Here is a 22,968-nt window from a genome sequence, read left to right as displayed (position 1 = left end):
AGAATAGGAACTAATTCCTACATTTTACTTTTTACATTGTACAAAAAAAAGTATTTTAGTACTATGAAAATTTATACAAAGACAGGAGATAAAGGCCAGACTGCATTGTATGGCGGAACAAGGGTTTCCAAAGCCAGCGCAAGAGTAGACAGCTATGGAAATATAGACGAATTGAATTCATTCATTGGGATTTCAAAAAGTCATATTGAAGATGAAGAAGTGTTGAGACAGCTGAAGAAAATACAGTTTGATTTGTTTACGGTAGGTTCAGAAGCTGCAACACCTGTAGATAAGCTGCTGCTTGCCAACGGAAAATCACGTCTTCCGATTATTATTTCAGAAACTGAAATTGAAGAGCTGGAACAATGGATGGATGCCTTCGATGAAAAGCTGGAACCTCTTCAGTACTTTATCCTGCCAGGTGGAGGAAAATCTGCAACTTTTTTACATGCAGCAAGAACCATCTGCAGAAGAGCAGAGCGCTCATTGGTATTTCTGAATGAATCAGAAGAAGTACGCCCTGAATTGATTAAATATTTAAACAGACTTTCAGATTATCTTTTTGTGTTGGCAAGATACATTTCAAAACTGAACAACGAACCGGAAGAATACTGGAATCCGAATGAGAGATAAAGCATTACTTTTCATCAACGGAGAGGCTCCAAAATCATTACCCAATCCTGATAATTATGGTTTAGTTGCCTGCACAGACGGTGCTTTTCATTATTTAAAAAGAATGGGTTTTCCTTTGGATAAGCTGGATTTTATATCCGGTGACTTTGATTCACACTCCGGATCAGATGAAGATATGTATGAAGGAAAATTTATCCTTACCTTAGATCAGGAAAAAACAGATTTTCACAAAGCACTGGAAATCATTCAGGAAAAAGGGTTTTCAGAAACCGATGTTTTTGGAGGAAGCGGTGGTGAACAGGATCATTTTTTGGGAAATCTTACCGTTGCTTATGCATTCAAAGATCAGATGAACATTAAATTTTATGATGAATTTTCAGAGTATTATTTTATTCCCAATCATTTTACATTGAAAGGAGCGAAAAAAAGAATGATCTCTCTTTACCCTTTTCCATCGGTGAACAATATAACAACAAAAGGACTTAATTGGCCTTTAACCAACGAAAATCTAAGCATCACGTCAAGAATAGGAACCCGAAATTTTGCTGTTGAAGATGAGATTTCTGTAGAATATGAATCAGGTGATGTTTTGTTATTCGTAGGAGTCAGCGAAATAGAATATCCAACAATCTACTAAAGAATCAATTATCAATAGAAACGGGCTTTACCCATTAAAAAAAAGACTGTCATTAAACACAAATTACACCAATGTTTTTCACAAATGGCACGAATTTTTACATCAATAGAAAAGGGCTTTAGCCCGTTTAATAAAAATAAATACATCCATTGGCTTTAGCCAAAACTTATTAAAAATATTGAATAAACTAATCAAAATATCAGTTTTTACCATTTCATTATGCAGTATTGTTTCGTGCAAAACACAGCATTTTGAAACACCCGAATATGGAAAAAATGAAACTGAAAAAGTAATTCATATTAAGAAAGTAACGAATTTCCGTACGGTAGGAAATATTAAAAACACAGAAGGAAGAACTTTAAAAGAGGGAAGGTTCTATAGAAGTGCCCATCTTCATCAGCTTAAAAAGAAATCTTTTGATGATGTTGAAAAACTGGGGATCAAAGAAATTATTGACCTTAGAAATTCAAAAGAAATTACTCAGAAGCCGGATCAGCTGCCGGCAGAAACTGCATACAAAAAATATTCAGCGTTCGAAGATGAAGGAGATCAGTTGGCTCAGGCGAAAAAACTGGTTCTTAAAGGTAAAGTGAATGCTTCCGATGCCGATAAAAGAATGATTGATTTTTACCGTGAATATGTGACGGAAAACCCCGAAACCATAAAAAAGATTATTACAGAAATTCTGGAATCTAAAGATCCGATTCTTTATCACTGTACAGCGGGAAAAGACAGAACGGGAATTATCACAGCATTACTTCTAACGATTCTGAAATTTGATAAAGAGACTATTTACAACGAATATCTTCTCTCTAATAATTATAGAAAAGATCTTGTTCAGAAGAGGCTTCGTCTTGCCAATACTTTACATTTTCTCTATCCGAAAATGGATTTACAGGTACTGGAAAAACTGAGCTGGGTTGAAAAAAGATATCTTGATGCTGCTTTTGGGGAGATCAATAAAAAGTATGGTTCTACGGATGCCTATATTCAGCAGGCATTAGGGATTTCAGATGCTAAAAGGAGGGAATATATTCAAAAGTTTACGTATTGATTATCAGAGATAAATTTCTATAAGATTTAATATTGGGTGTTTATTTAAAATTATAATAATTTTAACACCTAAAAATGAAACTTTTTTAGCAATTTTGCATTTCTTAATTCACTTGTTTAGAAATGAAAATAAAGTACTCGGAACTTATTGATCAGACATTATATTTTCCTACAGAGGAATTTAATGTTTCTGAGAACAATTTGTTGTTTCACGACGTTCCACTGATGGACGTAGTTGAACAATTTGGCACTCCGCTAAAGATTAGCTATCTGCCGAGAATTTCTCAAAATATTCAGAAAGCAAAAAGCTGGTTTAAAGAAGCTTTTGAAAAAACCGAATATAGAAAGAATTATACCTACTGCTACTGCACAAAATCCAGTCATTTTAATTTTGTATTGGAAGAAGCATTGAAAAATGATATTTCAATAGAAACTTCTTCTGCTTATGACATGGATATTGTAAAGTCTCTTTATGAAAAAGAGAAAGTAGATAAAAATATTGAAGTCATCTGTAATGGTTTCAAAACTGATGATTATCTGGCAAAGATTTCAGATATGATCAACAGCGGTTTTGAAAATATTACTCCGATTCTTGATAACTACAGAGAATTGGATAAACTTACGGAAAGCATCGATTCTACCTTTAATATCGGAATCAGAATTGCATCAGAGGAAGAACCGAAGTTCGAATTCTATACCTCAAGATTAGGAATCGGATATAAAGATATCATCCCTTACTACAGCCAGAAGATCGCAGAACACCCGAATGCAAGATTGAAAATGCTTCACTTCTTCATCAATACCGGGATTAAAGATACTTCTTACTACTGGAACGAATTGTACAAATGTCTTCGTGTATATGCCCGTTTGAAGAAAATTGCTCCTGAAGTAGATTCACTGAACATAGGAGGTGGTTTCCCAATCAAAACTTCTTTGAACTTTGATTATGACTACCAGTATATGGTAGAAGAGATTGTTTCTCAGATCAAAAAATTCTGTGAAGAAGAAGGAGTGGAAGAACCTAACATCTACACTGAATTCGGAAGCTTTACCGTAGGGGAAAGTGGAGCGAACCTTTATAAAATTATCTCTCAGAAACGTCAGAATGACAGAGAAAAATGGAATATGATTGATTCTTCTTTTATGACCACTCTTCCTGATACATGGGCAATTTCAAGACACTTTATCATGCTTCCGCTTAACCGTTGGGAAGATACTTATGAAAGAGTATTCCTGGGAGGACTGACTTGTGATTCGGATGATTATTATAACTCAGAACAGCATACCAACGCAATTTATTTACCTGTTTTCAGTGATACAAAACCTTTGTATATCGGATTCTTCCACACGGGAGCTTATCAGGAAACCATCGGTGGATATGGCGGAGTACACCACTGTCTGATGCCTCAGCCTAGACACGTCCTGATTCAGAAAGATGAGAACGGTGAACTGCAATACGAAATTTTCCGTGAAAAACAGGAACCGGAAGATATATTGAAACTGCTTGGTTATAAATAAGACTTTAATCTGTCATTGTGAAGAACGAAAGTGACGAAGCAATCTCATCTTAATGTTTTAAAATTTAACCATTAAGTTTTTTATTAAGAATTAAGGAAAGTTAAGGATCTTTACTTCGCTCAGATGACAAAGTACATACAAAACAAAAGCTCTCAGATTTTTCTGAGAGCTTTTTTATTTAAAAATATTTTTAAATCTTAGAAATTTCCAGATCCTCATAATCAGATGCCACAGTGTCTGCCAAAGTGGAATCCTGATTTTTCGAATGTGGACTTCTGTACGCGGCACAGAAAATTTGCGCTCTGTGGGCTGCCAGAATTCCGTTGGTAGAATCTTCAATCACCATACAGTTTTCAACAGATTCTCCTGCCATTTCTGCTGCCAGTAAGAAAACTTCAGGATGAGGTTTTGATTCTTTTAAATCAGCACCGCTGATCTTTCCGCTGAAATATTGTTCCAACCCGAATTTTTCAAAAACCATATTGATGGTTACCATGGTAGCAGAAGAAGCCAGAATAAGCTTGAGCCCATTTTCATGATAATGTTCAATCAGTTTTCTTACTCCAGGAATCAAATCAAATTCATCATCATTATAAAAATAATCTTTGAAATGAGATCTTTTAATCCCTGCAATGGATTCATAAGTCTGATTTAAATTAAATTCCTTAATCAATGTTTCAGAAACCCTTTTGGTGGAAGCTCCGGTAAAAGAGGTGTATAAATCTTCGGAAACCGCAATTTCCAGTTCATCAAACGTTTTGAAATAAGCTTTTCTATGCAATGGCTCTGTATCTACAATCACACCATCCATATCGAAAAGAACAGCTTTTAAAGGCATATTATGAGTTTTGTACAAAAATAACTTTTAAAATTTAAACATTAAAATATTTAAAAATTTAAAAAATAGAGTGAAGGTTAAAAATTCATAACACACCGTTCATCACTTATAACTCAAGGACTATTTTGTATCTTTGTGAAATCTTTTAATCTTTCAATCATTAAAATTTTTAAATAAAGCATGAAAACATACGCAGGAATTCCCGAAGAAAACGCAACGTTAGAGAATTCGAAAGTAATGTTGGTAACTGTTCCTTATGATGGAACTTCAACATGGGGTAAAGGAGCTGATAAAGGTCCGGAATTATTCTTAAACGCTTCTGAAAACATGGAGCTTTATGATATTGAAACTCAAACAGAACCTTACCTACAGGGAGTTTATTTGGCAGGAGAAGTTTCTGAGAAATCCAGTCCGGAAGCAATGACAGAAGCGGTTTATCAGAAAACAAAAGAACTTTTGAACAATGAGGGTAAATTATTCACTCTTTTTGGGGGCGAACACTCCGTTTCTATTGGTTCTATCCGTGCAGTAGGAGAGAAGTTTGAAAACCTTACCGTTCTTCAGCTTGATGCTCACACAGATTTACGTCCTGATTTCCATGGTTCTACATCAAACCATGCTTGTGCTGTTTTTGAAGCGAATCAGAAGCATAACTTAGTACAGGTGGGAATCCGTTCTATGGATGTTGAAGAAGTTGAATATTTACCGGAAGGAAGAGTATTCTTTGCTCACGAAATTGCGAACAACGAAAACTGGATCAACGATGTATTGGAAAAAGTATCAGGAAATGTTTATATCACGATTGATTTAGATGCTTTTGATCCTTCCATTGCTCCTTCTACAGGAACTCCGGAGCCAGGTGGGTTACAATGGTATCCAACGCTGGAATTATTGAGAAAAGTATTTGAAAAATGTAACGTAGTAGCATTTGATATTGTAGAATTAATGGATTCTCCAATGGCTAAGCCAACGGCTTTCTTATCTGCGAAGTTATATTACAAAATGCTTGCTTACTACGATATTTATAACAACAACTAATATTCCGCAAGAATCGGATTTTTTCTGCCGTATATTCTTTGGAAATTTGTGAGGTAAAATAATAATACAATGTCCACACAAAGTCAGATAGATTATAACAGAATTGCCAAGGCGATAGAATATATCCAGAGCAATTTCAGGCTTCAGCCAAGTTTGGAGGAAGTGGCAGAGAATATTCACCTGAGTCCGGCTCATTTTCAGAAGATATTTACTGATTGGGCAGGAACAAGTCCGAAAAAGTTTTTACAATTCATCAGTCTTGAACATGCTAAAAACTTATTGAAGGAAGAAAAAGCAAGTTTATTTGATACCGCTTACGAGACAGGATTCTCTAGTACCAGCAGGCTTCATGACCTGTTTGTAAAAATAGAAGGAATGTCTCCGGCAGAATATAAAAACGGCGGAAAAAGCCTCAGTATTTATTACAATTTTTCTGAAAGTCCTTTCGGAAATATACTGGTAGCTTCTACAGAAAAAGGAATCTGCTACATGGCTTTTGAAGACGATAAAGAAACAGCATTAGGGGAGCTGAAACAAATGTTCCCCAATGCTTCTTTTATTGAAAAACAGGATGCTTTTCAAATGAATGCATTGTCCATATTCGATAAAGACTGGACAAAACTCAATACTATAAAATTACACTTAAAAGGAACCGATTTTCAGCTTAAAGTATGGGAAAGCCTGTTGACAATTCCAATGGGAAAACTGTCTACTTATGGCAGCCTGGCTGAAAAAATTGGAAACCCTAAAGCTTCCAGAGCGGTGGGAACTGCTATTGGAAGTAACCCTGTTGCATTTCTTATTCCATGTCACCGTGTTATTCAGTCTACCGGACATCTTGGCGGCTACCGATGGGGAAGTGAAAGGAAACAGCTGATTGTAGGTTGGGAAGGTTCACGTATTTATTCCTGAAATCAATGATGTAGATAAGTTTTGGCTAAAGCCAGTGGTTTGTTGAAACATTTTTTATTAAACGGACTAAAGTCCGTTCCTATTGATATAAAATTCGTGTCATTTGTGAAAAACATTGGTGCCATTTGTGTTTAAATATAAAAGACATCAATACATTTTACATTGTACATTTTACAACATAAAGCATTTAATTCTAAAACTATGATGAGTCTCTTCGAAGAAATATCAGATTATCCACTGAATGTCCTTCCACATGGTGGCACTGTTCATTATTATGGAAAAGTTTTTTCAACAGAACAATCTGCTTTTTATTATGATTATCTGCTCAATCAGATTCCATGGGAAAACGATGAGGCATTAATCTTTGGAAAATTGATTTTAACCAAAAGAAAAGTAGCGTGGTTTGGAGAAAAAGCTTTTGAATATACCTATTCGAAAAGAACGAAATATGCCAAATTCTGGACTCCTGAATTATTAGAATTAAAAAAGAAATGTGAAGAAGTTTCAGGGGAAACCTACAATTCATGTCTGCTCAATTTATACCATGACGGAAGTGAAGGGATGGCTTATCACAGCGATGGTGAAACGGATCTGAAAAAACATGGAGCAATTGCCTCTCTCACCTTTGGAGCGGAAAGAAAATTTTTATTCAAACATAAAACAACCCAAGAAAAGGCAGAGATATTCCTGGAAAACGGAAGTTTGTTAATTATGAAAGGAACTACTCAGGACAATTGGTTGCACAGGCTTCCTCCAACCACAAAAGTGAAAACGCCAAGAGTAAATCTGACTTTCAGAACGATTGAGGAATAAAAAAATCTGGAATAGTCATTCATACTGCCTTTACTCCTGTCATCTGTGAAAATCTGTGTGATCAGTGGGAGATGAACAACTTAATCATCCGTAAAATTAAATCAGATTGCGACTGGCCATAAAAACAAAAAAAGCTGTTCGTGTGAACAGCTTTTTCAATTTATTTTAAAACTTCAGCTTCAATGGAGCTGTCGTCATATACTTTAATAAATGCTTTTGTATAATCTTCTTTGTTGGCAAAATTCGGATTATCCATAAATTTCTGCGGATTGATAGCGAAAAGCGGGAACCATGTACTGCTGATCTGAATCTGGATTTTATGTCCTTTTTTGAATGTGTGAACCACATCCTGAAGTCGGAAATTAACAGCTGTTTTCTGATTAGGAACTAAAGCTTCTCCCTTTTCTTTTGTATTTCTGAATCTTGCAGGCATAATCTCACTTCTTACCATCTGGTGATAGTTCCCATAGATAACACCTTCTTTCTTCTCTGCAGGTTTGAAATCTTCAGGGTAAACGTCAATTAGTTTTACAGCAAAATCTGCATCTGTGGACGTAGAAGCAATATTCAGTTTAGCCATGATCTCTCCGGCAAATGTAATGTCATCAGTAAGAACATCTGTTGTGAATGTTAATACATCAGGTCTTCCTACTGCAAACCTCTGATCTTCCGACATATAATTTTTAGGAGTGAAGCCGTTGAAATCTTTTAAATGATCTGAGCTTAAAACAGGATTGTTTGGATCACTGTAATATTCAGAATATCCTTGCCCTGAGGCTTTTTTCAAGGTTTTATCTGCCAGATAGAAATTCACTTTCTGTGCATTTTTAGGGGGATAAGAAGCAAATTCTTTCCATTCTTTAGCACCGGTGTCATACATGAGTGCTTCAGGAAGTCCTGCATCTTCTTTGGTGTTGCCTTTCAGATAGTGGTTGAAGAATTTTGTTTCAATATTTTTCTGGTAATAAGTAGCAATGCTGTCACCAAAATACGTTTCACTGTGGAAATGTTTTCCCTGTTCCTGAGACCATCCGCCATGTGAGAAAGGTCCCATTACAATTGTATTTTTGGCTTTAGGACTTGTTTTTTCAATTGTCTTATAAATATTCAGAGGACCGGAAAGATCTTCTGCATCAAACCATCCGCCAACGGTCATTACAGCATGGTTGATATTCTTCAGGTGAGGAAGAAGGCCTCTTTTCTGCCAGAATTCATCGTAGTTGGGATGGTTCATAATTTCTGTCATGAAGAAATTATTCTTGTAATATTTTTCATATCCATCTTTCAGCGTGCCCATATCTCTGTAGAACTTCAGACCGTCTTCAGAAGTCTGCTTGATGAAAGAATCCATATACCATGCCTGTTTTTCCGGCTGTGTTTTCTGTACACCAAAAACCGGGAATGTTCTGAAATACCCCAGCATAAATCTTCCGTTGTGAAGAAAATCATCATTCCAGAAATCTGAAATGGGTGCCTGTGGTGAAGAAGCTACCAAAGCAGGATGCTGTGATAAGGTTCCTACGGCAGTATAGAATCCAGGGTATGATGTTCCAAACTGACCTACTTTACCATTGTTATCTTTAACATTTTTCAAAAGCCATTCGATAGTATCATACGTATCTGTACTTTCGTCAACATCTTTTTTGGTTTTACGCTCTACCTGTGGAGTCATATTGGTAAAAGTACCTTCACTCATATATCTTCCGCGTACATCCTGATACACAAAAATATACTTGTCTTTCATAAGGTAAGTGTTGGGTCCTACCTTTGTTTTATATTCACTTTCTCCGTATGGGGCGATGCTGTAGCAGGTTCTCTGCATCAGAAACGGATATTTATTTTTGTTTGTTATATCTTTCGGGATATACACTGCTGTGAAAAGTTTCACTCCGTCACGCATTGGAATATAAAATTCTTTCTTGGTGAAATTGTCTTTAACGAAAGTATCTTTCTGTTCCGTTTTCTGAGCTTTTCCAAGAATGAAAAAAAGAATACATAATACTGAAATATGGATTTTCATAAAAAAAATTTGCTGCTAATTTAAAAATAAAAATAGGTTTATCCGTATATCTTGTTTAAAAGGTTATGGGTATTTATTGGAATGAGTATTATGGTAAACCACCCCGTCAAAAATTCTTTGAATTTTTGCCACCCCTCCTGAGGATGGGAATATTACGTCTTCATTTGTAATGGTGTTCGGGGTTGAATGTTAGGTTATTCATAAAAATAGCCGGAAAGATCCGGCCATTATCGAAAATATATATAAAAGTATGGTGTTGCTTTATTGCATTTTTTTACCTGCAAACTTATTCAGTTTCATACTGATGGAAAACATGATGTATCTTTTCAGAATGAGGTCTTCACGGTCTTCAAAGTAAGAATCTGTGATTGTTCTTCTCACACTTTGATTCTGATTTAAAACATCATAGATCTTCACTTTCGCTGTAAACTGCTTCTTATAGAATGAATATCCAAGGCTGGTATTCCAGAAATAGAAATCTTTTTTAAAGCCCGGAGCAATATTGGAATTGGTATTGTATTCAAAATCATTTCCAAATACAAATCTGCCCTGAAGCATATAATTGGTAAGTTCCAGTTTTAATGACTGATTGGCTGTATTTACTGTATTAATATCATAATTGGTATAATTTGAGAAGCTGTATCCAAGTCTGTAAGAAGGTTTGATGGTCATTTTATCTTTGATTTCATAGGTAAGATTAAGACCTGGGTTTAGATTATAAGAATTGCTGGTGAAAGATTGTCCATCAATAAAACCGTTATTGTGCGCATAATTCATGGTAAATCTTGGATTGATAATAAGTTTATTATTCTTCCATTTTAATACTTTACTGAAACCTCCGCCGGCATTGATGCTTTTATTTCCGCTTATGTTGTCATAAGTGATCACCTGTTTTCCTGCATTATCATACTTGGAAAAATTGATGATATCATTATTTCTGTACGTAAACCCAATATTGAAATAGTAACTGAGATCTTTTATTTTGTTATAATTACTAAAATATAAATAAAGGTTGTTGGTCCATGTATTTTTTAAGTTAGGGTTTCCCTGATAGGTAATCAAGGGGTTTGATTCATCTTTATACGGAGTCAGCTGTTCTGCGGTGGGGATGGTGAAGTTGGAATAGTTGTAAATGTTCAAGGTTTTCCCTTCACTCAGCTGATAGTAAAGATTGACATTATATCCAGGTAAAACAAAATTTTTCTGCAGATCATATTGCTGCCCATTATAGATGGAGTTTACTTTCATATCAGAGATGTCAAGGTTCATGGAAGCCCAGAAATTAAGTTTCTTTTTACTCAGCTGGTAAGTGAATTCAGGAGAGATCTGATTGATTCTCTGTTTCATATTGTTGGATAAAAGCTGATTGAATTTAGTATAATCTCCTGTAGTATTATCAAAATCGTTTACATTTCTCAAATCTCTGACAGATCTGTTTTCATATTTTACTTCAAAACTTACCCTTGCTGAATCAGAAACGGGTTCTGTATATCCGGCAGTGAAATTAAAACTGCTGTTCTGATTTTTGTTGTTAGCCAACTGGTCCCTGTTGTCTACTGTTGTTCCATTGGGTTGATAGAAGGTATTCTGAGACTGGTTCAGGTTATCTCTTTTAGATTCGGAGATGGAACTGTTTATATTGGCAGAAATCACACGTCCTTTTTTCTTGAACTTTCTTGAGAAATAAAGGTAAGGATTAAATGAATTATTTTCTGAATTATTGTTTGAGTAAGCATTACTTTCATTCAGAAGGCTGCCGTTATTTAAAGTAGACGACCGTGAATTATTAGAACTAAAGCTGCTGTTCCTGGAAAATCTTGGAGAAAGATAGATACTTGTCAGGGAATCCAATGTAATTTTGGCTGAGGTATCAAAACTATATTGTTTGGATTCATTTTCTCCATTACTTTCAGAATTGGTCTGAAGAGTATAAGTGGGCAAAAGAGTAGATCTTGAAACTTTGGATTTTGTTTCTGTATTAGAATCGGTGTGCATCAGGCTGAAAGAATCCAGATCAGCATCTTTTCCCAGTTTATCACTGTAATTTAAGCCTATGGTGGTAGACCTTTGAATTCCTTTTGCACCGCCTCCCTGATTATTTCCTGATGAAGAAGCAGATCCTCCCGTCCAGGAATTCCTCCCGTCACCCATACTGTCAAAAACATCATCTTTGGAAAATCCCTGTGAATTGATATTATTGGAAGAGCCAAGAATACTCACTTTCATATCTCCTTTGAAATAACTGGCCAATCCGCTTGCTTCATACCGCTTGTCTGATCCATACCCTACGGTAAGTCTCGTCAGTAATCCTTTATTTTTCTTTTCGTCAATATTAAAGTTGATTGTGGTATTCCGAGATTTGGCTGTTTTTCCGCTAAGTTCTTCCTCTTTTGTTTTGGTGGTGGTAAACTGAATATTCTTAATGATATCTGCAGGTAAGTTCTGGAGGGCAATTTTACCATCTTTATCAAAGAAAGGTTTTCCATTAATCATGATCTGATCCACCTCTTTTCCATTGACTGTAATTTTTCCCTCATTGCTGACCTCCACACCGGGAATCTGTTTCAGAAGCTCTTCAATTTTACTGTCAGGCCTTACTTTGATAGCGGCTGCATTGAATTCAATGGTGTCTTTCTTAATTTTTACAGGAGATACTGTAATTTTCACCTCATCAATGGCAGTAATGATGCCTTGTTTTTCAAGCTGAATTTCTCCCAGAGATAATGCCCGGTCTATTTTCTCAAATTTTTTGGAGTAAGAAGATAATTTATCGGCATCAATTTTAAGAATGGAAGGTTCTTTTATTTCATCAATTTTCAGAGAGAATTTCCCTTCTTTATTGGTTGCCGTATAATTGATGATGGATGAATCTTTTTCTTTCAAAAGATAAACGGTGGAGTTTTCTATCGGCTTCTTTTCAGAATCGAATATTTTTCCGTCAATGTGTAGTTTTTGACCGTGCAGAATAATGACTGTGAACATCAAAGTCAATAGCAACAGAGTTTTCTTCATTAGTTCTTTTCAGAACCGTAAAAATATAAAAACATCCCAAAGTTGGGATGTCTCTATGCTTTTTTTATAAAAATTTATTACTTTTTAATAAAAATTATGCTCTTAAATATCTTGAATAAGCATACCCTTCCTGACCGTCAGCAGTTTTTACTTTCCACCAGTCATCAGAAGTTTGCTCAATAAGAGTCACAGAAGAACCTTTTGCAGCTTTACCTACTACGGCAGCTTCAGTAGAAGGCTCCTGTCTGATGTTAAGATTAGATTCTTCCGTTGCTACCGTTAAAGAAGCTCCCGAAGAAAGACCTGCAACCTGTACATCAATATTGATATCTGAAGCAGAATAAGTAGAATCAATAGCTCCCAGAGCATTCCATACAGCATCTTTAGCCGCAGTATTGGAAGCATTTCCGGAAACATAAAGAATTCCGTCCTGCTCCTGAACCTGAAGATTTGAGATCCCTGCAGACTGTGCCGCTGAAACTACGCTTGAATATTTATCTTGTAATTCGCTCATCTTAAATTATTTTACGATTAGGTTGTTGTTATACTTTCCGATTTTCAAAGCATCTACAGATTCTTTGATTTTTCTAGCCTGTAAGCCGGAAACATTTCCTGTAAGAGTAAGCTGCCCGTTTACAACTTCTACTTTTACAGAAGGGAAATCCTTCACCGCATCCTGAACTTTTTTCTGAACAGCAGGATCTACAGCAGATGCTGTTTCAACAGGTGCTGCAGGGGTAGGAGCCGCTGCTATAGTAGACATATCCATTACATCTTTAACTCCGCTGATCGCTTTTAATTTTGCAATCATTGCGTCTTTAGACTGTTGATCTGCGAAAGTACCGCTTAAGTGAGCTACACCTTCTTTTACTTCAACAGAAGCATTGGGATTAGAAGTTACTATAGTTGTAGCCTGAGTCTGAAGGTCGGCATCAGAAACTTTCTTTTTACAAGAAATAGCACCGAAAGATACAGCTACAGCTAATGCAGCCATTGCAATAGTTTTTTTCATATTGTATATTTATTAATGTTGTTATACACTCAAATGTAATAATAAAATTTGTACCAAAAGAATAAAAATTCAATAAATGTTTCTTAATTTTTTTACAATATTTTCTAAACCAGGGATTTAATTTTCAGGGATTAAAAACTTAATCTAAAATTCATCCTGATAGAAGAAAATCTACTGTCAATTGAAAAACCATTATATTTGCGCAAATTGAACTATATATATGAAAGGACAGAATAAACTTTTTATAGCAATTATCATTGCTCTTCTTCTGGGAGTAGGAATTGGAGGTATTGTACACGTAAGCTATCCGGATAGTGCAGAACCTTTTTCCAAGAATATAAAACTGTTGGGAACGGTTTTTATCAGATTGGTACAGATGATTATTGCTCCATTGGTTTTTACGACATTAGTAGTGGGAATTGCCAAAATGAGTGATATCAAAATGATCGGAAGAGTAGGAACAAAAGCAATGCTTTGGTTTATTTCCGCTTCTCTGATTTCCCTTTTCATTGGGTTGATTCTTGTTAACTGGCTTGAACCCGGGCATGTTACAAAATTGCCAATTCAGGATGTTGCTTCTGCTGATGAACTTCTTAAAAGCAGCAAAAGTTTTTCTATGGAAGACTTTGTAAAGCATATGATTCCTAAAAGTTTATTTGAAGCCTTTGCTACTAATGAAGTACTGCAAATCGTTGTATTTGCTGTGATGTTTGGAGTTGCCCTTGCTAATTTAGGAGAAGAATATGCTAAACCTGTAGTAAAGCTTTTTGATATCATTGCTCATGCTATTCTTAAAATGGTAGGGTATATCATGTGGTTTGCTCCGCTTGGAGTACTGGGAGCTATTGCTGCGGTAGTGGCCACCAATGGTTTTGAAATCTTTAAAGTATATGCTATTTATTTAAGAGACTTCTTCTTTGCCATAGCTGTTCTTTGGCTGGTACTTTTGTTAGTGGGATATTTCATCTTAGGAAACCGTCTTTTTGATCTTTTAAAAAGAATTAAGGAGCCATTGCTGATTGCTTTCTCTACTACAAGTTCAGAAGCTGTATTCCCGAAATTGGTTGAAGAACTTGAAAAATTCGGGTGTAACAGCAGAGTAGTGTCTTTTATTTTACCATTAGGATATTCATTCAACCTGGATGGAAGTATGATGTATATGACATTTGCTTCAATCTTTATTGCACAGATCTACGGAATTGAAATGACTCTTGGACAGCAGATCACGATGCTTTTGGTATTAATGCTTACCTCAAAAGGAATCGCTGGGGTTCCGAGAGCGTCTCTGGTAATTATTGTGGCAACATGTTCAATGTTCGGTATCCCGCCGGAAGGAATTGCTTTAATTCTCCCAATTGACCATTTCTGTGATATGGGTAGAAGTATGACCAACGTATTAGGAAATACACTGGCAACTACAGCAGTTTCTAAATGGGAAGGGCAATTGACTGAGCCGTTAGACAAAATTTAAATATCAATGAGTTTAAATAACTTAGAAAATCATAAAAGCCATATTGAAGAATATGGCTTTGCTGTTATCAATAATGTGTTTTCGCAGAAAGAGTTAGAGGATATCAATCTTGTTCTGAAAAATATAGACACTTCCAAAGAAAATTTCAGAAAGTCTGAAGACCTCTTTGCCATAAGACAGTTTTTAAAAGAAGTTCCGGAAATCAAAGACCTTGTTTTGAATGACAATATTCAGAAAGTGGTGAAGAAGATCTTCGGAGAAAAATATTTTGTGGTAAAAAGTATTTATTTTGATAAACCTGAAACCTCCAACTGGTATGTAGCCTATCATCAGGATCTGATTATTTCTGTAGATAAAAAGCTAGAGTTAGCTAACTTCGGTCCATGGACAACCAAACAAAATCAGTTTGCGGTACAGCCTCCACTGGCTGTGTTGGAAAATATTTATACCATCAGAATCCATCTGGATGATACCGATGAAAATAACGGAGCGCTGAAAGTAGTTCCAAAATCTCATGCAAAAGGTATTTACAGACCGGAAACCATCGACTGGACCATTGAAACAGAAGAAATCTGCAACGTTGAAAAAGGAGGAATTATGATCATGAAACCTTTAACACTTCATGGTTCCAACCGAACAACCAACGGAAAGAAAAGGAGAGTGATCCACATTGAATTTTCTGATATGGAACTTCCGGAAGTTCTGCAATGGTCGGAAAGAATGAATTGATAAAAACCGCCCTTCGAATTTTCGAAGGGCGGTTTTTATTGCCGGAAGATGGATGCTGGAAGAAGGAAGTTTCTGAAAGCCTAAGTACTAATATTAATCTATTTATTAAATTTTTGAAAATCAAATTCTCTTACAAATGGACTTTAGGAAGTAATTCGTCAAATAGAAACTTCCATCTTCCTTACTTTATACCAATCTCATCAATAAAAATATAAGCATCACCTTCAGCGCCCTGGTGCCATTCCGGAAGTTTTCCGAAATAGTAAGCTTTTACTTTGAGGTATCGGGCTTCAGTAGGAAGAATGCTGACAGAAAAGTCTTTGATCTGTACCTTTTCATCTTTAGGATCAATATCATTTTCCACCGTTTGAAGAAGGATAAAATCTTTTCCGTTCATAGAGGCGTAGTATTCTACTTTTTTAGGCATCAGAATCCAGGCTCTGCTGTCCTGAAGATAGGTGGAAGATAATGATTTAATATGTTGAGGAGATTTGAAATCAATAACTGCTTCAAAATTCTGCCCCTGATATCCATGCCATTCTCCTTTTCTCCAGTTGACATCCCCTCTGATTCCGTCAATAAGAGCCAGGTTTCCGGTGGCACTATACTGCGGAGTAACTTTTGAAAGAATATTAATATCCCAATAATTAGGTCTTCTGTTGAAGCTGGCGGTGGTAACAGAGCTTTTTTCACCGTTTCTTTCAGCATAAGCCATTACCTGAGTGGTTTTGGTGATGGAGAATGGACCTTTGTAAGTACTGAAAGTCTTTCTTTTATTGCTGTCACTTTCATCCATCGTCATATAATATACTTTGTCATTTGGATTCAATGGGGTGATTTCCACCTTGGTAGAGAAATCAAAGATTCTGTCCGCAGCAATTACCGGAGAGGCTGTTTGTTCAGTATATTTAAAATCTTTAGTCGGTTTTACGTTTTCAAACCCTAATTTTTTAAGTTCAGCGCTGCCTGTATTTTTAGTAATGGTTCTTGTGGTTCCATCTTCAAGATGAATTTTAATTTCATCAAAATAAGGAGTGGTAGTTTCCCATTCCGGTAATCCTGGAGTTACAGAATAAATTCCCATAGAACTTAGGATATACCAGGCACTCATCTGGCCGCAGTCTTCATTTCCAATCAATCCGTCAGGTGTATTTTTATAAAAATGCTCAAGAATGTATTTGATTTTGGCATCTGTTTTTTCAGGTTTGTCTACGAAATTATACAGGTAAGCAATATGGTGGCTCGGTTCATTTCCCTGAGCATACTGTCCCATTAATCCTGTAATGTCTACCTGCTCTCTACCTGTTGTTTTATCAGGCGCGGTAAAGATGGCATCAATGAACTGCTCGAATTTTTCCTTTCCGCCGTGAGCGGCAATCAGTCCCGGAATATCCTGCTGTACGGAATAAGAATAATGCCACGAATTCCCTTCCGTATAATTGTTGTTGACTTCTCTTGGATCAAAAGGTTCATACCAGTTTCCATTCTTTCTTGGCTGCATGAAACCTGTTTTAGGATTGTAAAGATTTTTCCAGTTTTGAGAGCGTTTCATGAACTCCTGATATTCTTCTTTTTTGCCTAAAATCTTTGCCATTTGAGCAATACACCAGTCGTCATAGGCATATTCTACGGTTTTGGAAACACTTTCATGCTCATCGTCTATACTGATGTAATTATTCTGTTTATAAGCATTCAATCCAAAAATATCCTGCATGGCAGAACCTTTGGCAGCCTGAAAAGCTTTTTCATAATCAAACCCCTGAATTCCTTTAGCCATAGCATCTGCAATAACAGAAACAGAATGATAGCCAATCATACATTCTGTTTCATTGGAAGCCAGTTCCCATACCGGAAGTTTTCCTCCCTGTTCATATTGTTTGATGAAGGTATTGATGAAATCTGCGGTTCTTTTTCTATCAATTAAAGTCATTAACGGATGAGCTCCTCTGAAGGTATCCCAAAGTGAGAATACGGTATAATAATCAAAACCATTAGTGTTATAAAGCTTATTGTCTCTGCCCCGGTATTTTCCGTCAACATCCATATTGATGTTGGGTTGGGTGAAAACATGATACAAAGCGGTATAAAAAACGGCTAATTTGTCTTTATCATCAGACTTTACTTCAATTTTTGAAAGTTCTTTGTTCCAATCAGCTTCTGCCTGCTTTTTTACGAGTTCAAAATCCTTCGGTTGTCCTTCTGCCAACATGTTTTTTCCTGCACCTTCATAACCTGTGGGAGAAAGGGATACTTTTACATTAATCTTTTCTCCTTTTTTAACACTGGTTGAAAATGCAAGCGCAAGCTTTGTTCCGGTAAAAAGATTGTTTTCCTTTTTTCCGTTGGCCTCTTTTTTTGAAATTTTCATCGGTTTTGAAAACTCAATTCTGGCATAAATATATTGGTTGGTTGCCCAGGCCTCACTTCTTCTGAATACTTCAATGGTTTTGTCATCAATGATTTTTACTTCGCCTTCCAGAAGTTTGTCTCTATGGTTGAGGTCTAAAATAATATTCGCATTCCCTGCATTGTTGAAAGTATATTCGTGGTAGCCCACTCTTTTTGTAGTGGTAAGACGAACATCAATATTGTTTTTGTCTAATTTGACAGCATAGAATCCTGCGGTTGCCTTTTCATTTTTATGAGAAAATTTTGAAGAATAATCTTTGCTGTTCAGACCTGGATTGCCCATGGTGGGCATGAGCATAATATCTCCATAATCCGAAACTCCGGTGCCGTTCAGGTGGGTATGAGAAAAACCATAGATCACGGAATCCGAATAATGATATCCGCTGCATCCGTCCCAGCTTCCGTCAATTCTTGTATCCGGAGAAAGCTGTACCATTCCAAAAGGAACAATGGCCCCCGGAAAAGTGTGGCCATGGCCTCCGGTTCCTATAAATGGATTGACATATTGTGAATAATTCTGTGCCGAAATGATCTGAGTAATACATATGGAAAATGCAATAAGCCCTTTTTTCATGTTCTGATTTTATGAAGCGAAGATATTGAAAAACAGTAAAAGTGATGTAATAAAAGATAATTACGGTTTGTCTTATTAAAAACGATATAATTCATGAAGAAGACATTATTTGCTGTGATCATGCTGTCGCCTGTAGCTGTATTCGCCCAAAGTATAGCAGGGAAGATTACCAAAACCGGAAATGGTGTTCCTTACGCAGAAGTTATTGCAATGAGGGATCATAAGAAGCAGACCGCTATTTCAGATGAAAAAGGAAATTACTCACTGAAACTTTCAGAAAACGGGAACTATAACATTAAACTTATCCAGGATGGTATAGAAATATCCAATAAAGATATTGTTATAAACGGAGCTGTGAAACAGGATTTTTTTGTTGAAATAAGAAAAGAAAAACGAATAGAAGGCGTTACACTTACTGCCAGAAAAAAACTGATTGAGAGAAAAGCAGACAGACTTGTTTTTAATGTTTCCAATTCTGTTGCTTCACAGGGAATGGATGGAGCTGATGCTCTGGCGACAACTCCTCTGGTAAAAGTAGATGATAACTCAGGAGTTTCCATTGTTGGGAAGAGTAGAGTAGCAGTCATGATTAACGACAGAATTCTGAATTTGTCAGATGCTGAACTGGTTGTTTATCTGAAAAGTCTCAGATCCGAAAATATTGAAAAAATTGAAGTCATTACAGCGCCTCCAGCCAAATATGAAGCACAGGGAAACAGTGGTTTAATCAATATTGTTTTAAAGAAAAACCAGAATCTCGGGTGGAGTGGAAGTTTAACCTCCAGCCTTCAGCAACAGACCTATACCGGAAATTCAAACAGCATAACGGTCAATTATCAGAATGAAAAACTACGTACTTCAATAAAACTAAGACAAAATAAAAATGAAAAACATTCCTATGAAAACTACTGGATAGAAGGAGCAGACGGTCTTAAAAGCAATGACAACAGAAGAGATTTCGGAGATGGGCTTGGTGCAAATGTAAGTCTTGATTATCAGCTAGGTGGAAAATCTAATATCGGATTTATTTATGATTTCGGATTCGGGCATTCCAATATGGATATCAGGAATACTTCAAACTATTTCCAGAATGGTAATTATACAAATACACTCCTTACCGATGCAGAGCACAGATCCACGGGAAGGCAACATACTGCCAGCGCTTATTATGACCTGAAATTCGGGAAGCAGGATCATAAACTGAGTATCACAGGAAATTATTTTTCCAATATGCCGGAAACAACTATTGATTTTACCACTACAGAGAGTTCGGGCGATCAATTTGTGGTAAAATCACCTTCTATGGTGGAGTATACAATTTATTCCGGGCAGGCGGATCTTACATTGCCTTATCAGTTTGCAAAGACAGAAGCCGGGGTGAAATTCACCAATTTTGATAATAACTCCAGTATATTTTATCAGAACTTGACGAATGGGCAATATATCACAGATCCATTGAAAAGCAATGAGTTTGAGTATAATGAGAAAAATTATGCCGCTTATATCAGTTTTGAAAAATCATTCAGTGAAAAATGGTCGGCAAAAGCAGGTTTACGCTATGAATATTCTGTGGTCAACGGCAACTCTTTAACTTCCGGACAGCAGACCGAGAATTCCTACGGGAAATTTTTTCCAACGGTTTATATCAGTTATAAAAGCAATGAAAATCATACTTTCAACCTGAGTTATTCCAAAAGAATCGAAAGACCCGGATTCCGTGCGATCAATCCATACCGATGGTATATCAACATCAACTCTTATTTTACCGGAAATCCTTTTCTGAAGCCTTCTTTCAACCATAATTTTGAATTCTCTTATGTGTATAAAGGAAAATTATCTGCTTCAACGTACTTTCAGAGAACATTAGACGGTTTCGGACAGATTGTGAATCTTGATGGAGAAAACAGGATCAGTACTTTTGCCAATTTTTATACTCAAAACAGTATGGGAATTACCCTGAACTATTCTGATACATTTTTCAAGAAATGGGAAGCCAATTATTCTGCGGATCTTTCTTATATGAAAACACAGGTTTTTGCTACAGATGCTGCTTCCAGAAAGGGGCTGGGTTATGACTTCAATCTTCAGAACAATCTGTCACTCAATAAAAATAAAACCATTCAGTTTATTCTTAATTACTGGTTTCGCCTCCCTTCCAATTTTGGAATGGTACATTGGGAGTATCTGGGGAACTTGACTGCCGGAATGAAGATGAATTTCATGGAGAAAAATTTACAGATTAATGTGTTGGTTTCTGATATTTTTAAAGAGTCAAAAAGTTTAGGACAGATTTATTATACTACAGGAACTCATTCTTTCAATAATTATTACGATGCCCGAAGACTTACTGTATCTGCTACCTATACTTTTGGAAATAAAAAAGTAAAAGGAACTGACCGTAATGTGAAATTTGATGAAAAAAACAGAGCTAACTAATACTCTGGATTTTAATTATTTTTTGATGCATGTCATTCTGAATGAAACGAAGTGAAATGAAGAATCTCTTCTTTTTATGAGGTTCTTCCTTCGTCAGAAATCGAAGATCCGACATAGTTAATGACAGAGCAAAATATTTAAACTTCTCCCTCAAAGAAGTCATTGAGATATTCCTCTTTGTCTTTTTCTTCCCGTCCGGAACCAAGAAATTTTTTCCAGGACTGAGATTCATGATATACAATGCCCATTTCCCAAACACAGTAAGTCGGAAGGTGGGTTTTGTTTCTGTCCCATATTTCAAATTTTCCGGAACCGTCGTAGTATACACTTTCCCACAATTCATTTTCACTTCGCCATGTGCAGGCTAACAGAAGATAGTTTTTTCCACAACGGTGCATGATGACAAATCCCAGATCATCGATGTTTTTAAAATTTTCTTCAGCATTTTCAATACACAATTGTGCATCATCAATGTCTTGTTGGGAAACTTCCAAAGGATCACTCGCGAGGTCATACCATTTGAATTTCGTTTTTCCAACGGTAAAAATTCCTTTTGGCTGTGCGTATTTGGAAGGATAGGAAGTGGTTTTCATATCAATTGCTTTCTGGGATTGGTTGTGGTATCAAAATGAAAAAACAGAAATAAGAAATTTTTAACGATCTGATTTATCACCTGATATTATAGATTTTATTGATTCTAAATTACCGAAAAAATGCGTAAATTTGTAAACAATTTATATTTATATGTTGACGAAAGAAAAGGTTCAGGATTTCCTTAAAGAAATAGAAGTAGACGATTTGGTGAATAATCTTCAGATTATGGGTAACGATGTTTATATTGACATGACCGCTCATTCGCCTGCAATGCACGAAAAGAAAAAACTGGAGGCAGCAATGAAACAGGCTTTTGCCAGTGAGTTTGGAGAAGAGGTTCATTTAAAACTTAAAATCGTTTCTCCGGAGCCTAGTGAAATTCAGCAAAGTCAGATCAAAGGAAAACAAATTCCGGGAATTCAAAATATTATCGCTATTGCTTCCGGTAAAGGAGGGGTAGGGAAATCTACAGTTTCTGCAAATATGGCAGTAACACTAGCTAAAATGGGCTTTAAAGTAGGATTATTAGATGCTGATATCTATGGTCCTTCAGTTCCTACCATGTTTGATACAGAAGGTGAAAAACCTATTTCTGTAGAAGTAAATGGAAAGAGTATGATGAAACCTGTTGAGAATTATGGCGTGAAAATGCTTTCAATAGGATATTTCTCAGGAGCTAACCAGGCTGTAGTATGGAGAGGTCCTATGGCTTCAAAAGCTTTGAACCAGATGATCAGAGATGCTGCATGGGGAGAATTGGATTTCTTATTAATCGATCTTCCTCCGGGAACAGGTGATATTCACTTATCAATTATTCAGGAAGTACCGGTAACAGGTGCGGTGATTGTAAGTACACCTCAGCATGTTGCATTGGCAGACGTAAGAAAAGGAATTGCCATGTTCCAGATGGAAAGCATCAATATTCCGGTTCTGGGATTGATCGAAAATATGGCATATTTTACACCGGAAGAACTTCCTGACAATAAATATTATATCTTTGGGAACCAGGGAGCACAATATTTAGCTGAAGATCTTGGAATTCCTGTATTGGGAGAGATTCCGTTGATCCAAAGCATCAGAGAAGCAGGAGATGTAGGGAGACCGGCAGCGCTTCAGGATGGATCTAAAATTGCAGATATCTATACAGAAACTGCCAGAAAAATGGTAGAAAGCTTAGTGGAAAGGAATAAAAGTCTTCCTCCTACTGAAGCCGTGAAGATTTCAACAATGGCTGGATGTTCACCAAAAGCAAAATAATAATAGCTTTCA

General features: G+C 36.2%; 18 protein-coding genes. 11 read left to right on the top strand and 7 right to left on the bottom strand.

Features of this window, described 5'->3' with window-relative positions; genetic code table 11:
- Nucleotides 1–63: 63 nt before the first annotated feature.
- The 4 genes from ACWPWS_RS15940 to ACWPWS_RS15925 all read left to right on the top strand — a co-directional run bounded on the left by ACWPWS_RS15940 (nucleotide 64) and on the right by ACWPWS_RS15925 (nucleotide 3,841).
- Entirely contained in the window at nucleotides 64–633 is a 570-nt protein-coding gene (locus tag ACWPWS_RS15940; protein WP_454047181.1) for a cob(I)yrinic acid a,c-diamide adenosyltransferase, read from the top strand.
- The gene (locus ACWPWS_RS15935; protein WP_309512677.1) at nucleotides 623–1,270 is read left to right on the top strand and encodes a thiamine diphosphokinase; all 648 of its coding nucleotides are present in this window, start codon (nucleotides 623–625) and stop codon (nucleotides 1,268–1,270) included. The genes ACWPWS_RS15940 and ACWPWS_RS15935 overlap by 11 nt, the downstream gene beginning before the upstream one ends.
- A 178-nt stretch (nucleotides 1,271–1,448) precedes the next feature.
- The gene (locus tag ACWPWS_RS15930; protein ID WP_454047180.1) at nucleotides 1,449–2,324 is read left to right on the top strand and encodes a tyrosine-protein phosphatase; all 876 of its coding nucleotides are present in this window, start codon (nucleotides 1,449–1,451) and stop codon (nucleotides 2,322–2,324) included.
- Nucleotides 2,325–2,446: 122 nt separating this feature from the next.
- The gene (locus ACWPWS_RS15925) at nucleotides 2,447–3,841 is read left to right on the top strand and encodes a type III PLP-dependent enzyme domain-containing protein (RefSeq protein WP_209787819.1); all 1,395 of its coding nucleotides are present in this window, start codon (nucleotides 2,447–2,449) and stop codon (nucleotides 3,839–3,841) included.
- 190 nt (nucleotides 3,842–4,031) lie between these two features.
- Here the strand turns inward: ACWPWS_RS15925 and ACWPWS_RS15920 are convergent, their stop codons facing one another.
- Nucleotides 4,032–4,679: an HAD family hydrolase gene (locus tag ACWPWS_RS15920; RefSeq protein ID WP_454047179.1), complete on the bottom strand. Its 648-nt coding sequence runs from the start codon at nucleotides 4,677–4,679 to the stop codon at nucleotides 4,032–4,034.
- A gap of 180 nt (nucleotides 4,680–4,859) precedes the next feature.
- Here ACWPWS_RS15920 and speB point away from each other — a divergent pair, with 180 nt between their 5' ends.
- The 3 genes from speB to ACWPWS_RS15905 all read left to right on the top strand — a co-directional run bounded on the left by speB (nucleotide 4,860) and on the right by ACWPWS_RS15905 (nucleotide 7,442).
- Nucleotides 4,860–5,717 (top strand): agmatinase, encoded by an 858-nt coding sequence (gene speB / locus ACWPWS_RS15915; RefSeq protein WP_209787824.1) that lies wholly within the window; start codon nucleotides 4,860–4,862, stop codon nucleotides 5,715–5,717.
- Between the two features lie 69 nt (nucleotides 5,718–5,786).
- Nucleotides 5,787–6,629, top strand: a complete 843-nt coding sequence (locus ACWPWS_RS15910; RefSeq protein WP_454047178.1) for a bifunctional helix-turn-helix domain-containing protein/methylated-DNA--[protein]-cysteine S-methyltransferase — start codon at nucleotides 5,787–5,789, stop codon at nucleotides 6,627–6,629.
- Between the two features lie 204 nt (nucleotides 6,630–6,833).
- Nucleotides 6,834–7,442, top strand: coding sequence for an alpha-ketoglutarate-dependent dioxygenase AlkB family protein (locus ACWPWS_RS15905; protein WP_454048196.1), 609 nt, complete (start codon nucleotides 6,834–6,836; stop codon nucleotides 7,440–7,442).
- Nucleotides 7,443–7,602: 160 nt separating this feature from the next.
- Here ACWPWS_RS15905 and ACWPWS_RS15900 read toward each other — a convergent pair whose 3' ends face one another.
- The 4 genes from ACWPWS_RS15900 to ACWPWS_RS15885 all read right to left on the bottom strand — a co-directional run bounded on the left by ACWPWS_RS15900 (nucleotide 7,603) and on the right by ACWPWS_RS15885 (nucleotide 13,486).
- Entirely contained in the window at nucleotides 7,603–9,462 is a 1,860-nt protein-coding gene (locus ACWPWS_RS15900) for a CocE/NonD family hydrolase (protein WP_454047177.1), read from the bottom strand.
- 261 nt (nucleotides 9,463–9,723) lie between these two features.
- The gene (locus ACWPWS_RS15895; RefSeq protein ID WP_454047176.1) at nucleotides 9,724–12,474 is read right to left on the bottom strand and encodes an outer membrane beta-barrel protein; all 2,751 of its coding nucleotides are present in this window, start codon (nucleotides 12,472–12,474) and stop codon (nucleotides 9,724–9,726) included.
- Nucleotides 12,475–12,568: 94 nt separating this feature from the next.
- Nucleotides 12,569–12,988, bottom strand: coding sequence for an SH3 domain-containing protein (locus tag ACWPWS_RS15890; RefSeq protein WP_105681194.1), 420 nt, complete (start codon nucleotides 12,986–12,988; stop codon nucleotides 12,569–12,571).
- A 6-nt stretch (nucleotides 12,989–12,994) separates the two neighbouring features.
- The gene (locus ACWPWS_RS15885; protein WP_079242881.1) at nucleotides 12,995–13,486 is read right to left on the bottom strand and encodes a BON domain-containing protein; all 492 of its coding nucleotides are present in this window, start codon (nucleotides 13,484–13,486) and stop codon (nucleotides 12,995–12,997) included.
- Nucleotides 13,487–13,706: 220 nt separating this feature from the next.
- On the opposite strand from ACWPWS_RS15885, the gene ACWPWS_RS15880 reads away from it, so the two are divergent.
- Both ACWPWS_RS15880 and ACWPWS_RS15875 read left to right on the top strand, forming a co-directional pair.
- Nucleotides 13,707–14,957 (top strand): dicarboxylate/amino acid:cation symporter, encoded by a 1,251-nt coding sequence (locus tag ACWPWS_RS15880; RefSeq protein WP_110367164.1) that lies wholly within the window; start codon nucleotides 13,707–13,709, stop codon nucleotides 14,955–14,957.
- A 6-nt stretch (nucleotides 14,958–14,963) separates the two neighbouring features.
- The gene (locus ACWPWS_RS15875) at nucleotides 14,964–15,686 is read left to right on the top strand and encodes a phytanoyl-CoA dioxygenase family protein (protein ID WP_454047175.1); all 723 of its coding nucleotides are present in this window, start codon (nucleotides 14,964–14,966) and stop codon (nucleotides 15,684–15,686) included.
- Between the two features lie 181 nt (nucleotides 15,687–15,867).
- Here the strand turns inward: ACWPWS_RS15875 and ACWPWS_RS15870 are convergent, their stop codons facing one another.
- Complete coding sequence (locus ACWPWS_RS15870) at nucleotides 15,868–18,669, bottom strand: GH92 family glycosyl hydrolase (RefSeq protein WP_454047174.1); 2,802 nt, start codon at nucleotides 18,667–18,669, stop codon at nucleotides 15,868–15,870.
- Nucleotides 18,670–18,762: 93 nt separating this feature from the next.
- Between ACWPWS_RS15870 and ACWPWS_RS15865 the strand changes: the two genes are divergently transcribed.
- Nucleotides 18,763–21,105, top strand: coding sequence for a TonB-dependent receptor domain-containing protein (locus ACWPWS_RS15865; protein WP_454047173.1), 2,343 nt, complete (start codon nucleotides 18,763–18,765; stop codon nucleotides 21,103–21,105).
- 137 nt (nucleotides 21,106–21,242) lie between these two features.
- Here the strand turns inward: ACWPWS_RS15865 and ACWPWS_RS15860 are convergent, their stop codons facing one another.
- Entirely contained in the window at nucleotides 21,243–21,698 is a 456-nt protein-coding gene (locus ACWPWS_RS15860) for a hypothetical protein (RefSeq protein WP_454047172.1), read from the bottom strand.
- A gap of 151 nt (nucleotides 21,699–21,849) precedes the next feature.
- On the opposite strand from ACWPWS_RS15860, the gene ACWPWS_RS15855 reads away from it, so the two are divergent.
- On the top strand, nucleotides 21,850–22,956 hold the full coding sequence (locus ACWPWS_RS15855) for an Mrp/NBP35 family ATP-binding protein (protein WP_209787847.1): 1,107 nt from the start codon (nucleotides 21,850–21,852) through the stop codon (nucleotides 22,954–22,956).
- Nucleotides 22,957–22,968 lie beyond the last annotated feature (12 nt).

The sequence above is a fragment of the Chryseobacterium sp. Marseille-Q8038 genome (assembly GCF_965111995.1).
The sequence above is the reverse complement of the archived record's forward strand: the minus strand, read 5'-3'. Positions and strand labels throughout refer to the sequence as shown.